This is a genomic window from Flavobacterium sp. HNIBRBA15423 (assembly GCF_052655965.1).
The window spans coordinates 1,971,580-1,984,979 of sequence record NZ_CP199751.1; the positions used below are offsets into that span (position 1 = coordinate 1,971,580).

14 protein-coding genes are annotated in these 13,400 nt (G+C 28.2%); 8 read left to right on the forward strand and 6 right to left on the reverse strand.

Translation table 11 applies throughout. The features are described from left to right. Window positions 1-3: 3 nt before the first annotated feature. The gene (locus ACULEV_RS08920; protein ID WP_445458323.1) at window positions 4-1,044 is read right to left on the reverse strand and encodes an RluA family pseudouridine synthase; all 1,041 of its coding nucleotides are present in this window, start codon (window positions 1,042-1,044) and stop codon (window positions 4-6) included. 1 nt (window position 1,045) lies between these two features. After that, complete coding sequence (locus tag ACULEV_RS08925) at window positions 1,046-1,669, reverse strand: PASTA domain-containing protein (RefSeq protein ID WP_445458324.1); 624 nt, start codon at window positions 1,667-1,669, stop codon at window positions 1,046-1,048. Window positions 1,670-1,759: 90 nt separating this feature from the next. Between ACULEV_RS08925 and ACULEV_RS08930 the strand changes: the two genes are divergently transcribed. From ACULEV_RS08930 to ACULEV_RS08955, 6 genes are all read left to right on the forward strand, one after another. Next, window positions 1,760-2,731 (forward strand): D-alanine--D-alanine ligase, encoded by a 972-nt coding sequence (locus ACULEV_RS08930; protein ID WP_445458325.1) that lies wholly within the window; start codon window positions 1,760-1,762, stop codon window positions 2,729-2,731. Window positions 2,732-2,755: 24 nt separating this feature from the next. Then, window positions 2,756-3,373, forward strand: a complete 618-nt coding sequence (locus ACULEV_RS08935) for a zinc-ribbon domain-containing protein (protein ID WP_445458326.1) — start codon at window positions 2,756-2,758, stop codon at window positions 3,371-3,373. Then, window positions 3,373-3,834 (forward strand): hypothetical protein, encoded by a 462-nt coding sequence (locus ACULEV_RS08940; RefSeq protein WP_445458327.1) that lies wholly within the window; start codon window positions 3,373-3,375, stop codon window positions 3,832-3,834. The genes ACULEV_RS08935 and ACULEV_RS08940 overlap by 1 nt, the downstream gene beginning before the upstream one ends. Then, entirely contained in the window at window positions 3,831-4,295 is a 465-nt protein-coding gene (locus ACULEV_RS08945; protein WP_445458328.1) for a hypothetical protein, read from the forward strand. Before ACULEV_RS08940 ends, ACULEV_RS08945 begins: the two co-directional genes overlap by 4 nt. Window positions 4,296-4,300: 5 nt before the next feature. Beyond that, entirely contained in the window at window positions 4,301-4,765 is a 465-nt protein-coding gene (gene coaD, locus ACULEV_RS08950; protein ID WP_445458329.1) for a pantetheine-phosphate adenylyltransferase, read from the forward strand. A gap of 308 nt (window positions 4,766-5,073) precedes the next feature. Then, entirely contained in the window at window positions 5,074-6,609 is a 1,536-nt protein-coding gene (locus tag ACULEV_RS08955; protein WP_445458330.1) for a SulP family inorganic anion transporter, read from the forward strand. Between the two features lie 220 nt (window positions 6,610-6,829). Here the strand turns inward: ACULEV_RS08955 and ACULEV_RS08960 are convergent, their stop codons facing one another. Then, entirely contained in the window at window positions 6,830-9,256 is a 2,427-nt protein-coding gene (locus tag ACULEV_RS08960; protein WP_445458331.1) for a hypothetical protein, read from the reverse strand. 213 nt (window positions 9,257-9,469) lie between these two features. Between ACULEV_RS08960 and ACULEV_RS08965 the strand changes: the two genes are divergently transcribed. Continuing rightward, window positions 9,470-9,727 carry a hypothetical protein gene (locus ACULEV_RS08965; RefSeq protein ID WP_445458332.1) on the forward strand — a complete coding sequence of 86 codons (258 nt, stop codon included), beginning with the start codon at window positions 9,470-9,472 and terminating at the stop codon, window positions 9,725-9,727. 17 nt (window positions 9,728-9,744) lie between these two features. Here ACULEV_RS08965 and ACULEV_RS08970 read toward each other — a convergent pair whose 3' ends face one another. Both ACULEV_RS08970 and ACULEV_RS08975 read right to left on the reverse strand, forming a co-directional pair. Continuing rightward, entirely contained in the window at window positions 9,745-10,440 is a 696-nt protein-coding gene (locus tag ACULEV_RS08970; protein ID WP_445458333.1) for a LytR/AlgR family response regulator transcription factor, read from the reverse strand. Continuing rightward, a complete protein-coding gene (locus tag ACULEV_RS08975) occupies window positions 10,437-11,255 on the reverse strand; it encodes a sensor histidine kinase (RefSeq protein WP_445458334.1) in 819 nt (272 codons plus the stop codon). Before ACULEV_RS08975 ends, ACULEV_RS08970 begins: the two co-directional genes overlap by 4 nt. A gap of 212 nt (window positions 11,256-11,467) precedes the next feature. Here ACULEV_RS08975 and ACULEV_RS08980 point away from each other — a divergent pair, with 212 nt between their 5' ends. Then, a complete protein-coding gene (locus tag ACULEV_RS08980; RefSeq protein WP_445458335.1) occupies window positions 11,468-12,640 on the forward strand; it encodes a metallophosphoesterase in 1,173 nt (390 codons plus the stop codon). Between the two features lie 86 nt (window positions 12,641-12,726). On the opposite strand, the gene ACULEV_RS08985 is transcribed toward ACULEV_RS08980, so the two are convergent. Continuing rightward, window positions 12,727-13,362 (reverse strand): class I SAM-dependent methyltransferase, encoded by a 636-nt coding sequence (locus tag ACULEV_RS08985; protein WP_445458336.1) that lies wholly within the window; start codon window positions 13,360-13,362, stop codon window positions 12,727-12,729. Between the last annotated feature and the right edge of the window lie 38 nt (window positions 13,363-13,400).

Genomic DNA, 13,400 nt, shown 5'->3' on the forward strand with positions numbered 1-13,400 from the left:
TTATTAATCCTCAGTATATGTTTGTGCTTTACTATACACTCTCCATTTTTCAATACAATCAACCATGTCTTGAGGAATTTCTGTATCAAAACGCATGAATTCTTTAGTTATTGGATGTTCAAAACCAAGAGTTTTTGCATGTAGTGCTTGTCTAGGTAATACTTTAAAACAATTATCAACAAATTGTTTGTATTTAGTGAATGTAGTTCCTTTTAAAATGGCGTTTCCTCCATAACGTTCATCGTTAAACAAAGTATGTCCAATATATTTCATGTGCACACGAATTTGATGCGTTCTTCCAGTTTCCAATTGGCACGAAATTAAAGTCACATAACCTAGTCTTTCTAATACTTTATAATGAGTTACAGCTGGTTTCCCTTTTTCTCCATCAGGGTAAACTGCCATTTGCATTCTATTAGAAACATGTCGGTCAATATTTCCTTCAATCGTTCCTTCATCTTCCTTTACATCACCCCAAACTATAGCTACATATTCCCTTTCAGAAGTCTTAGCTGCAAATTGCTTGGTTAAATAATCCATCGCTAATTCCGTTTTGGCTACGACCAATAATCCTGAAGTATCTTTATCAATACGATGTACTAATCCTGGTCGTTCAGAACTATTCATTGGTAAATTATCAAAATGATAAGCCAAAGCATTAACCAGTGTACCAGAATAATTACCATGACCCGGATGAACAACCATTCCAACTGGCTTATTAATCACAATCAATTGATCATCTTCATAAACAATATCTAGAGGAATATTTTCCCCTTTTAATAAATGTTCATAAGGTGGATGTTCTAGCATTACTCGTACTACATCATCTGGCTTAACTTTATAATTTGATTTTACAGGAATATCATTTACAAAAATAGAACCTGAATCAGCTGCCTTTTGAATTTTGCTTCTTGTAGTATTTTCTATTGCATTCATTAAGAATTTATCAATCCTTAATGCTTGTTGCCCTTTGGCTATTACAAAACGATGATGCTCGTGTAAATCATCATCTAAATCGTCATTTGAAATTGTATAATCTGTCATTTTATTCCTCATCTCTAAATTCTGATGGAAGTTGATTTTCTTCAGATTCTAAATTAATCTCTGATTCATCAAAAACTTCTTTTCCATCACCTAAAACAAAATCCACTACAGAATTTTTCTTTACTTTATCTCCTTCTTTCAATATTCTGCCATTTTGAGTTAAACTCAAAACAACATCTTTTGCCATATTTTTTTTGTAAGTTATCCTACCCTCTTTTAAACCCATCGATTTTAAGTTAGCACTTATTTGACGATATGTTTTTTCTTTAAAATCAGGTAAAATAATATCTGTATAACCACCCGAATTTATTTTTACATATATTTTTCTACCATCTTTAACGGTTGTTCCAAACTTAGGATTTTGTTCCACTATTGAATAAGGAGGCATTTCCTTTCTAAAATCTACTGTATCTAACAACAATAATTCTAAACCTAACTCTTTTAACTTTTCATCTGCAATAACAACCTGCATTTTAGATAAATCTGGAACAGGAATTTCTTCTCCATGATTAGTCTTAATGTTTAAAAATTTTAACAATGCGAAACCTAAAACTACAATGATACCAAAAGCAATAGCTAGTTGTATAAAAAATGTTTTACTGGTTAAGAATTTTTGTATGCTCATAAATATTCAATTTTGACAAAGATATAAAATAGAAAAGATTTAGAGTTATAAATAAATAATGTAATTTTGTTTACTTATTAACGAAAAAATATGAAAAATGTTGCCATCATAATGGGTGGATATTCTAGCGAATATAAAATCTCTCTTTCTAGCGGAAATGTTGTTTACCAAAATTTAGACCCTTCTAAATATATAGGTTACAGAATTCACATTTTAAAAGACAAATGGGTTTATGTCTCTACTGACAATACAGAATACCCTATAGATAAAAGTGATTTCTCTGTAAATATTGAAGGTAAAAAAACAATTTTTGATGTGGTCTTTAATGCTATACATGGAACTCCAGGCGAAGATGGTTTGCTGCAAGCTTACTTTGAATTATTAGGCATAAAACAAACATCATGCGATTATTATCAAGCTGCTTTAACATTTAACAAACGTGATACACTTTCCGTCTTAAAGCCTTATGGAATCAAGACAGCAACTTCACATTATTTAAATTTAGGAGATGAAATCAATGTCGATGAAATTTTGAAAAACATTGGATTACCTTGTTTTGTAAAACCAAATAAATCAGGTTCTAGTTTTGGTATATCCAAAGTAAAAACAGTTGCGGAATTTCTTCCTGCAATTGAAATGGCTTATAAAGAAGATAATGAAATTATTATTGAAAGTTTTCTAGATGGGACAGAAGTTTCAGTTGGAGTAATAAGTTATAAAGGAAATACTAAAGTTTTACCAATTACTGAAATCGTGTCTGAAAATGATTTCTTTGACTATGAAGCAAAATATTTAGGGAAGTCTAAAGAAATTACACCTGCAAGAATTTCTGAAGAAATAAAACAAAAAATAGAATTAGTTGCTAAAAAAGCATACGAAGTATTAAAAATGAGAGGATTTTCTCGTAGCGAATTTATTATCGTTAATGAGGAACCTTTTATGCTAGAAATAAATACCGTTCCTGGTTTAACCAATGAAAGTATTTTACCACAACAAGCTCGTGAAGCAGGAATATCATTACCAGAACTTTTTGAAAATGCCATTGAAGAAGCTTTAAAATAAAAAATAAACCATAACTTTATAAATATGATTTTTTACGGAACAAATTCTTCCAAAATTAAAAAAGGACAACTTAGAAATATAACATGCCCTAATTGTAGCAATGACGTTTCTATGAATTATACCGTTTTTGGGAAATATTTTCATCTTTATTGGATTCCTTTCTTCCCTTATGGAAAGGTAAATGTTGCCGAATGCAATACTTGTAAAGCTACATATGATATTAAAAATTTAGACCAAAAAATTAATGCTAAATTTAAAATAGAACAAGACAGAAATCCTACAAAAACTCCTTTCAAACACTTTAGTGGAATTGGTATCATAGCTTTAATTATAGTTGGTGGAATACTTTATGATAAATTGGAAGAAAATGACTCACTTGATTATGCAAAAAATCCTAAAATTGGAGATGTATATTATTTTGAATTGCCAGAAATGAAAGGACATTACTCTACATTAAAAATCACTAAAATAACCAAAGACAGTATTTTAGGTTTGGAAAACAACATGGAAATAGGTTCCAAATCAGATATGGATAAAATTTTAGATGAAAAAAATTATGTTTACCCATTTTCCTATTCAAAAGAAGAGTTAAAAGATTTAACCAAAGATTTAAGCGTATTCTTTAAAATAACAAGAGACTGATGAAAAAATATTTAATATTACTTTTTTTTGTTTTTCAAATGAGTTTTGCTCAAGAAAAAACAACAATTACTATAGATAAAGTAAGTGTTATTAAAAAGATATACAATTGGAATGAAGAGCAATTCTTAATTATTAATTTTAATCAACCTAGAAAAAATTGTCATTATAATAATTATCTCAACGTTAAAGAAAGTAAAGATTGGCTTTTAAAGAATGTATATAATATCGAAAGTATTAATAAAAACAGGATTATTCATGTTTATTCAGACAGGAATCTAGCAAAGAAAGTTATTGATAATTTAGAGTTTTATGAAGATTTTGATAATTTTTTCACAAATAACTTTAGTTCTAAAGGGGACTGTTATGCTTTAATAATTATAAATCAAAGAGGTGAAATAGCCTCTAAATTAGGTGAATACTATCGAGAAGATTTAATTAATTTAATTGAAAAAATAAAATGAGAAAAATTGGTATAATACTATTTCTAATTTCACAAATGAGTTTTGCTCAAGAAAAAAACATTCCTAAAGACCAAATGAAATCCATTCGCTATGAGTACAATTGGAATGAAGAAGAAGAGTTTTTAATAATCAATTATCGTTTTCCACAAGACTATTGTCCGTATGAGAATTATAGTGAGTTAGAAAGTACTTATAATTGGTTAAACAATAAAGTATATAGTAAAGTAGACATGACAAACTACCGAAATATATTTATTTATGCAGATAAGTTAGCTGCAAAACCTATATTAGATAATGAAACGCATTTTGACGATATAGGTCATTATTTTTTAAAAAACTTCTTCGATAAGAAAGGAAATTGTATTGGTCTACTTATTATCAATAAAAAAGGAGAATATAAATACATTATAGGAGAATATTCTAGTAAAGATATTCTTAATCTTACGGAAACATTAAAGTAGAAATCATGAAAAAAGCGATATTTCCGGGTTCTTTCGACCCAATAACCAATGGTCATTATGATATTATTAAAAGAGGTGTTTCTTTGTTTGATGAAGTCATAGTCGCAATTGGTGTTAATGCCGAAAAAAAATACATGTTTTCTTTAGAAGATAGAAAAAAATTTATTGAAGAAACATTTAAAGATGAACCAAAAGTAAGAGTAATCACTTATCAAGGTTTAACTATAGATTTATGCAAAAAAGAAAAAGCTGAATTCATTTTAAGAGGATTGCGAAATCCAGCCGACTTCGAATTTGAAAAAGCTATTGCTCACACTAACAGATTAATGTCGAAAATAGAAACTGTCTTTTTATTAACAGCTGCGCGTACATCATTTATTTCATCTAGTATTGTAAGAGATGTTTTAAGAAATGGTGGTGATATTACCCAATTGGTTCCAGAATCTGTTCTTAAAAAAATAAATAGATAAAACTGCAATTAAAGAATCATCATTTATATCAAAGAAATAAATTAATCTTTTGTTAACTTCATTGCTTTGAATTCTTAATAAGATGGCTTATTTTTGCAACTTCTTATGAAAAAACACACTACTCCATTAAAATCAATCGGTTTCCCGCATTGATTTTTAAATAAATTTTTTCTTCAACTCTTGAATTATACTTTGAGAGTAATTTTAGTATAACCCAAATTCATCAAACACATTTTTAAGAAAATTAGTTGATTTACCTAAAAGGAAATAAATCAGTAATTTCTCGAAACATTTTATTATAAAAATATATGAGACAAGTATTGAACCTTTTCAATTTCAAACAAAAAGTAGATTATAAAATTGAAATTCTTGCTGGGTTGACCGTTGCAATGACTATGATTCCTGAATCTTTATCCTTTGCTATTTTAGCAGGTTTTCCTCCTCTTGTAGGTTTATACGGAGCATTCATCATGGGAATCATTACCGCTATTTTTGGTGGTCGACCAGGTTTAATTTCAGGAGGTGCTGGAGCAACTGTAATCGTTTTAATTGCTTTAATGAACTCTCACGGATTAGAATATGTTTTTGGTGCTGTTGCAATTGCTGGAATTATACAAATTGCTGTTGGACTTCTTAAATTAGGAAAATTCATTCGTTTAGTACCTCAACCCGTAATGTTTGGTTTTGTAAATGGTTTAGCGGTTATTATTTTTATGTCACAATTAGAACAATTTAAAACAGTTGTTAACGGACAAACCGAATGGCTAACAGGTTCACCTTTTTTAATTATGGCTGGATTAGTGGCTTTGACAATTGCTATCATTCTTATTTTACCAAAAATTACAAAAGCTATTCCTGCTTCTTTAGTTTCCATCATTGTAGTATTCGGAATTGTACTTCTTTTCAATATAGATACCAAACAAGTAGTAGATATTGCTTCTGTTAGTGGTGACTTACCTCCTTTTCATATTCCTCAAATTCCCTTTACATTTGAAACCTTAAAAATTATTTTACCTTATGGTTTAATTATGGCGGCAGTTGGTTTAACCGAAGGTTTATTAACCTTAAATTTAGTAGATGAAATCACAGGAACAAAAGGAAACAGTAACCGAGAATGCTTAGCACAAGGAACGGCAAATATTGCCAATGGTTTTTTCTTTGGAATGGGTGGTTGTCCTATGATTGCACAAACTTTAGTCAACTTATCTTCAGGCTCTAGAGCTCGATTATCTGGAATCATAGCTGCTTTAACTATTTTAGTAATTATCCTAGTAGGTGCACCAGTAATCGAATTATTACCTATGGCTGCTTTAACAGGCGTTATGATTATGGTTGCCATTGGAACTTTTGAATGGGCTAGTTTTAAAGCGTTTACCAAAATGCCGAAACATGATATCTTCGTAATGCTTGTAGTGACATTAATTACTATCTTTTTACACAATTTAGCTTTAGCCGTTTTAATTGGAGTAATAATTTCTGCTTTGGTATTTGCTTGGGAAAGCGCAAAACGCATTCGTGCTAGAAAATACATCGATGAAAATGGAGTGAAACATTACGAGTTATTTGGACCATTATTCTTTGGTTCGACAACCGCTTTTTCAGAAAAATTTGATGTACAAAACGATCCAAGTGAAGTAATTATCGATTTTGCAGAAAGTAGAATTACAGATATGAGTGCCATTGATGCCGTAAACAAAATTACAGAACGTTATGCAGCTGTTGGCAAAAAAGTACATCTAAAACACCTAAGCAATGACTGCGTAGAATTATTAAAAAACGCAGAAGCCATTATCGATGTAAATATTATGGAAGATCCTACTTATAAGGTAGTTCCTGGGAAATAATTTTTTCTTTAGTTCAAATGTATCATTTTTTTAATGGAATATATTGAGAACCATTAAACTTAGTAAAAAAGCTAAAAATCAACGTATGATTTTTAGCTTTTTTTTGCTCAATGTGGAAAATCGTATTAATTGTATTTTTTGTTTTTATATATTTACGATTAATTGCAAACGATTATAAATAGTTGTTAGTTATTTATAAGTTTGGATATTATAATAAAAATTAACTAATTGACTTGATACGGTTATTTCCCATTTTTTTTATAACATTTTCAATCTCTTCAATAACAGTTTTTATTATATCCTCAATAATAAGATATTCTTTAAGTTCGATCTCTTTTGATAATTCTTCTTCTAAACCCTTCAAGTAATTAAAAAATAATTCTACCCTAATCTTTCTTAAATTCATTTTTTCAAGCCAATCCCTTGAATCTTCAATTAAATAAGTAATTTCACATATTTTATTAAACAATTCATTATTTAAAATATTTGTGTCATACATTACGGTTTCAATATAAACAAACATTTTACATAAATTAGAAATGTAATAACCTCCACAAAGTGTAATAAAATATTTAGGATTATCTAAATGTCTTTCATTCGTATGTATCAAATTAAAAGTAAATAATTTTTCAACTATTTTTTTACACAGATCCTCACTCGTGCCAAAATTTGAAACAAAACTTACTATTTCACTATATTCCATTTCTGCATTGTCAACTCTTGCATTAATTTGCAAATATTTAAGTAAGTATAATAAAATTAACTGCTGTTTTTTTGATCCTAATTTTGAATCAAAAATATTGATAACTTCAGATCTTTCTTCTTTATAATATTTCCATGGTCCTAAAATACTTCCCTTAAAAACTTCATGGAATGGGAACGAAAATTTAGATTCTCCTTCAATGTAATCTCTAATAGCTTTATCAGCTTGAATATGTCCTGAAATTAAAAAGTTTTGTATTAATGTAATTCCTTTTCTTGTATTTCTATCACTTAAATATTCTATCAATTTGGAATTTGTTTCATTTAGTACACTTTTTTGCACTATTTTAAAAAACAATCCTAAATCACTAACATTTAGTTTACTTCCTGAATAAAGTTCAATGATTGCACTCTCATCCTTAAGTTCCCTACTAGCATAATTCAATCTTTTAGACAAAACATCTTTAAATGCAGGAGGATTAATCCAAAACTTTTTCAACTCATGGGCATTAAAAATTGAACTATTTTTGTGCTTAATGAATGTTGAATCTCTTAAAGAAATAAAAACGAGACATTTTAATGTTTTTGAAATCGAAATTGCTTCAGAAAACACACTTGTTTCTAATACATCATCTTCATATAAATCGACATTATCAATTACAACAACACATAATTGCTGAGATGTAATATAATTATAAACCTTTTCAACATAAGGTTCTACGTTTTGAAAATCTCTATCTATAATTTCAATAATCTTTTCATCAAATTTTTCTTTATTTTGACTTAATAGGGCATATGGTCCACGTTTTAAAGCTTCAATTTGTTTTTCATATGCAGGTTTTATTACTGAATCAAAATCTGTTGGATTTTCTTTATGATCTTCTAATAAATATTCATTTAAAGATTTATACAAAAACTCTCTTGGATTTCCATTTATGCCCATTTTTTCATAATCAACATAAATCCAATGCGCTTTTTGTTTTCCTAAAATCTCTTTTGATTTAATAAGTTCAAAATGTTTTAAATAAGTCGATTTACCAGAACCCACTGAACCTATAATTAAAGTAACAGGAGAGGAAACATTAGGAGCTGATACTTTTATTAAATCAGCTATAGCATCTGCTTTCTGATCCCTTTTAATTTTCTTTGCTGGTTCAATTATACTTGGTTTGTATTGTGTCAAATGTATTTGTAAAGTTTTATCAAATTTAGTTCTACTATCACTTTCAACATAACATTCTTTAAGTACTTCCTCATCATTAAGTAAAGCCTCAGACATTATTGCACTATCTATACCTTTCATTATATGATCAGCAATACTATTTCTACCCAATCTATAATCAGAATTATCTAATGTATTTATAATTTTGTTGTTTAATACTGCTTCCAATTCAGATGAAATATTTAATAAACTTCCTTGCTCAACATTATGAACTTCAAAAATATTAAACAATTCTTCTGCATCACTTAAATCTTCAAAAGGAAAAAGTATATTGGCATGTAATTTATCTCTATCATTATAATTAGTAGTATAAAAACACCAACATGTTCCATTAGTTACAATTACAACATCTGCGCTTTTGTTTTTAGCATATGCTTCAGCTTGCTCCAATGCACTCTTTATCTCACCTACTCCAAGTATGGTTCCATTAACTTTTAATTTTTTTCTTCTTGTAGGACTTGGAAAGGCTGCACCAACTTTCTTTGCCTCAACAACTATTTTATAATCCCCAGCTGTCAATAAATAATCAATGAATCCAGATTTCTCACCAACTGTATGTGGTTCAACACTTATCTGTCCGTGTTGCCATTGCAAAATTTCCTTAATAATTCTATCAATTAAATCAAACCTTGTCTGAGCTTCCGATTCATTTTCTAAAGTTTTATCTAAAGCTTTTTTATGTATTTCTGCAAAAATATCTGAAACTTCACCCCAGTCTTTCATACTCTAATTATAAAATTGATATTGAAGCTAAAATAATATAATTAATTTAATTTGATACGAAAAATAACATCCAAAATAGTGGTTTTGCAAAATTTGGACTTACAGGTTTAATTTAATGTTGATTTTGTATTTGTAAACTTTAACTTAAATTCATACTTTTAGGATAATCATTTCCCAAACTTTGCAAAGCCACAAAACATTACACAACACAAAATGAAATCCTATATTGATAAAATATCTAAATTACTTAAACCAAAAGAAATTCGGCACGAAATTCACTCTTTTGATTCTGGTGTTTTTATGGTTGATATTTGGATAAATAATGAATTTTATTGTATTCAACTTTTCGATAATAAATTTGGAATTAGTAAAGTAACAGAAGGAATTGATTTTAGCACTATTCCTGACAAAACCTATATCCATTGGAAAGATTTTGAGATGGAATTAAAGAAAATCTTAGTGACTTTATAAAACTGACTGAATACTAATCACAACAACTCATTAACATTCATTTTATACAGTTTACCAATGGGAATTATATGCTTATCAATAGTAATTCTATTTCCTTCTATTTTATCAATGTGTTTTTTAGCAACTAAATACGACTTGTGAACTTGAATGAATTTTTCTGTAGGAAGTACTTGCAATACATCTGAAAGTTTTTCTCTAATAACTATACTTTTATCCACAAATACAACTTTGACATAATTTCCTTCTGCTTGCACATACAAAATTTCGCTTATTTTAACTTGAATATGTTTTTTGTTAGTATGCAAGAAAATACGCTCTTCATCACTTGAAACTTTAGTTTGAATACTAGTTTCAGATTTTTTTTTGTCTTCCGTTGCTTTCGTTACTGCTTTTAGGAAACGTTCAAAACTAAATGGTTTTAATAAATAATCGGTAATTTCTAATTCGTAGCCTTCAATCGCATATTCTTTATAGGCTGTTGTTACAATAACCTTTGGTTTATTACGTAAAGTTTTTAGAAAATCGAAACCTTTTAGTTTTGGCATATTAATATCTAAAAAAATAATATCTACAGAAGCATTTCTTAAATAATCTAAAGCTTCTAAAGCATCATAACATTGCTTCGTTAATTCCATATTGGGTAACATATCACAATAACCTTTAATGATATCATGTGCTATAGGTTCGTCATCTATAATAAGATATTTTATCATTGTTTCAATAATAATTGGGCTTTATAAATAGTATTTTGCCTTTCAATAACCAATTTATGTTTTTTTGGATATCCTAATTCTAATCTACGTTTTAAATTTTTAATACCAATTCCTTTTTCTTCTGTAATTTGACTTGGGTCGAAATTATTTTCAATCACAAAATTGATTTCTTTTTGAGATGAATTTAAAGTGATGTGAACATAAGCACCTTTTCTTAAATTTTCGACACCATGTTTAAAAGCATTCTCAACCAGAATAATAAACAATAAAGGTCTTATCTGTATAGTATCATCAATTAGGTTTGTATGAAACTGAACGTCTATTTTTTTATGATAGCGCATTTGATGTAATTCAATATAATTTTTCAAATAATCTATCTCTTCTTCTAAAGTTACCGAAGTTTTTTCTCCTTCATAAATACTATATCGCATTAAATCGGAAAGTTTTAAAATAAGTTTTTTAGCTTTTTCGGAATCTTTATCCACTAAACCATATAAGTTATTAAGCATATTGAAAAAAAAATGAGGATTCACTTGACTTTGCAAGCGTAATAATTCTGATTTAGTATTTTCCCTTTTTAACTTAAGTACCGATTTTAATTGTGCAATTATTCGTAAAGCAACAAGAGTTAGAAGCAATAAATAGTATACTAAAATGAATATACTAACGATTGTTGGATAATCCTCAAGAAACACAACTGTTTGCTTTCCTAAAAATATAGCTTCATAAACTAATACTCCTACTGGAATAGCTATAGATATGATTATAATACTCTTAATTAATACCCATTTATTTCTTTTTAATATTGAAATCATTAAGCAAAAATAGGCTTATAAAAAATAAACACAAAAAAAGTTGACCAACAATCAATTAGTGATGTTGAAATGCATTTATAATGGTTTAAAATCTGTTCAAATACAGTTACCGTTTTTGTTTATAGGGTAATTATTCATTTATCACAATTTGTTTAGTAATCTAGAATATGAAAATAGTTTTGCCACAAATCAATTCAAAAAAATCAATAAAAATGAAAACAAAAATAGTTAGATACTTAAAGCATATTTTTTTTACAATTCTAGTTTTAGCAGCAATTGTAATTCCGTTTGGATTATATCATGGAGCTAGTTTACATTATGGTGATCATGAATTAATGTATCATTTAGACAAAGAAGGTCCTTATGTTTTTTATGAAAATGATAGTACTTTAAGCATCAATCATATCAGAGGTAACAAAAATGAAGGCTTTTATTTAGATACAAAAAAAAGTTCTGTTGATTCTAATAATACAACATCTTGTTATTTTCAAATTGATTCTAGTCATTTTGATTTTAAAATTAATCCCGAAATTACAATTCCAAATACTACTTATAACGACAATGAGCCTATTTTGGCTATTTCAGATATTGAAGGTGGTTACAAAACTTTTCGAGATTTTCTCATACATAATAAAGTCATAGACAAAAAATTAAATTGGACATTTGGCAAAGGTCATTTAGTCTTGTTAGGCGATTTTGTAGATAGAGGATGGTCTGTAACTCAAGTGCTTTGGTTCATCTATAAATTAGAGCAAGATGCTTCAAAACAGGGTGGTGTTGTTCATTTTATCATTGGCAATCACGAATTAAAAAACATGCAAGGTCATTATCAATCTTCCGCAGAAAAGTATTATGCAGTAGCTGCTATTTTAAAGAAACAACATCACGAATTATATAATACTAATTCAGTTCTAGGAAGATGGATGGCTAGTAAAAATACAATGGAACGTATTAACGGAAATCTTTTTGTTCATGGAGGCATACATCCTGATGTAGCTACTACTAAATTAAGCTTAAATCAAATCAATCAAATCATTCGAAAGATGTATTACAAAACCTATTATCCTTCGACCGAAAAAACTGACGAACAATTACTAAATTCAAATCGTACTGGAATTGCTTGGTATAGAGGTTATTTTAAAGATAATTTAACTCAAAAGCAGGTAGAAAGCGGGCTTTCAAAATTTAATGCAAAAGCAGTAATTGTTGGTCACACACTTCAATCTAAAGTTAACCGACAATACAATGGAAAAGTAATAGGAATTGATGTAAAACATCCAAAAGATTATCAAAAACATTTTCCTTTTAAAAAATCAGAAGGGTTACTTATTGTTATGGATACTTATTATAGAACATTACATGATGGAACAAAGGAAAAAATATAATTAAAGATTAAAATGTCTAGTCTTAAATAATCAATATTGATTATTTAAGACTAGACATTAATTTTATTCAATGGTTAAATAGTAGATTAACGTTCAAAAACAATGACTTTATCCTTTACTTCTACTTTTTTAAATTCTAGTTTTTCCTTTATCCAATGCAAAGTCGCTTCTTGGTAAATAAAAACGTGAGTTAAATCATTTTTATAATACCATTTTTCAAAAGGCACTTGGTTTTTAAAAAGTTCGGTTTTACAATAGAGTTTCCCTTTAGGTAAAAGCATAGAATGCAATAATTGAAATTCTTTCAAAGGTTCGTGAAAATGCTCCATTACTTCGCAACAGGAAATATAATTGTACTTTTGAATCAATCGTTCAGGTACATTTTCAAAAAAAATATCATAATTTTCTATTTGATATTCTTTCTCTCTTAATAATTTAGAAATTACTGGTCCAGTTCCCGAACCAAAATCTAATCCTTTATTATTTGAAGAAAAATCATTTAACACAGCATGAATTATGGGAGCAACAAAATTTTGGTAACCCACATCATTAACATCATTATTATGTTGTTCGTAATGATTCTTTTCTGTTGACGCATCAAAAAAAGTATGTTTTGGTCTAAAAATACCTTGGCAATTGTCACATTTATAAAATAAATGAAAAGGCTTTTCGCAAAAAACCGTTGCCTTTTCATTACATAATAAACAATTAAAAGATTTCATTATTTAATAAAAATTATAAAACAAGGACGAAAAAATCA

Coding starts and splice junctions, on each gene's coding strand:
- ACULEV_RS08965 (WP_445458332.1), top strand. CDS start 9,470: ATGAAATCCTATATTGATAAAATATCTAAATTACTTAAACCAAAAGAA.
- ACULEV_RS08940 (WP_445458327.1), top strand. CDS start 3,373: ATGAAAAAATATTTAATATTACTTTTTTTTGTTTTTCAAATGAGTTTT.
- ACULEV_RS08945 (WP_445458328.1), top strand. CDS start 3,831: ATGAGAAAAATTGGTATAATACTATTTCTAATTTCACAAATGAGTTTT.
- ACULEV_RS08970 (WP_445458333.1), bottom strand. CDS start 10,440: ATGATAAAATATCTTATTATAGATGACGAACCTATAGCACATGATATC.
- ACULEV_RS08925 (WP_445458324.1), bottom strand. CDS start 1,669: ATGAGCATACAAAAATTCTTAACCAGTAAAACATTTTTTATACAACTA.
- ACULEV_RS08955 (WP_445458330.1), top strand. CDS start 5,074: ATGAGACAAGTATTGAACCTTTTCAATTTCAAACAAAAAGTAGATTAT.
- ACULEV_RS08975 (WP_445458334.1), bottom strand. CDS start 11,255: ATGATTTCAATATTAAAAAGAAATAAATGGGTATTAATTAAGAGTATT.
- ACULEV_RS08935 (WP_445458326.1), top strand. CDS start 2,756: ATGATTTTTTACGGAACAAATTCTTCCAAAATTAAAAAAGGACAACTT.
- ACULEV_RS08930 (WP_445458325.1), top strand. CDS start 1,760: ATGAAAAATGTTGCCATCATAATGGGTGGATATTCTAGCGAATATAAA.
- ACULEV_RS08960 (WP_445458331.1), bottom strand. CDS start 9,256: ATGAAAGACTGGGGTGAAGTTTCAGATATTTTTGCAGAAATACATAAA.
- coaD (WP_445458329.1), top strand. CDS start 4,301: ATGAAAAAAGCGATATTTCCGGGTTCTTTCGACCCAATAACCAATGGT.
- ACULEV_RS08920 (WP_445458323.1), bottom strand. CDS start 1,044: ATGACAGATTATACAATTTCAAATGACGATTTAGATGATGATTTACAC.
- ACULEV_RS08980 (WP_445458335.1), top strand. CDS start 11,468: ATGAAAACAAAAATAGTTAGATACTTAAAGCATATTTTTTTTACAATT.
- ACULEV_RS08985 (WP_445458336.1), bottom strand. CDS start 13,362: ATGAAATCTTTTAATTGTTTATTATGTAATGAAAAGGCAACGGTTTTT.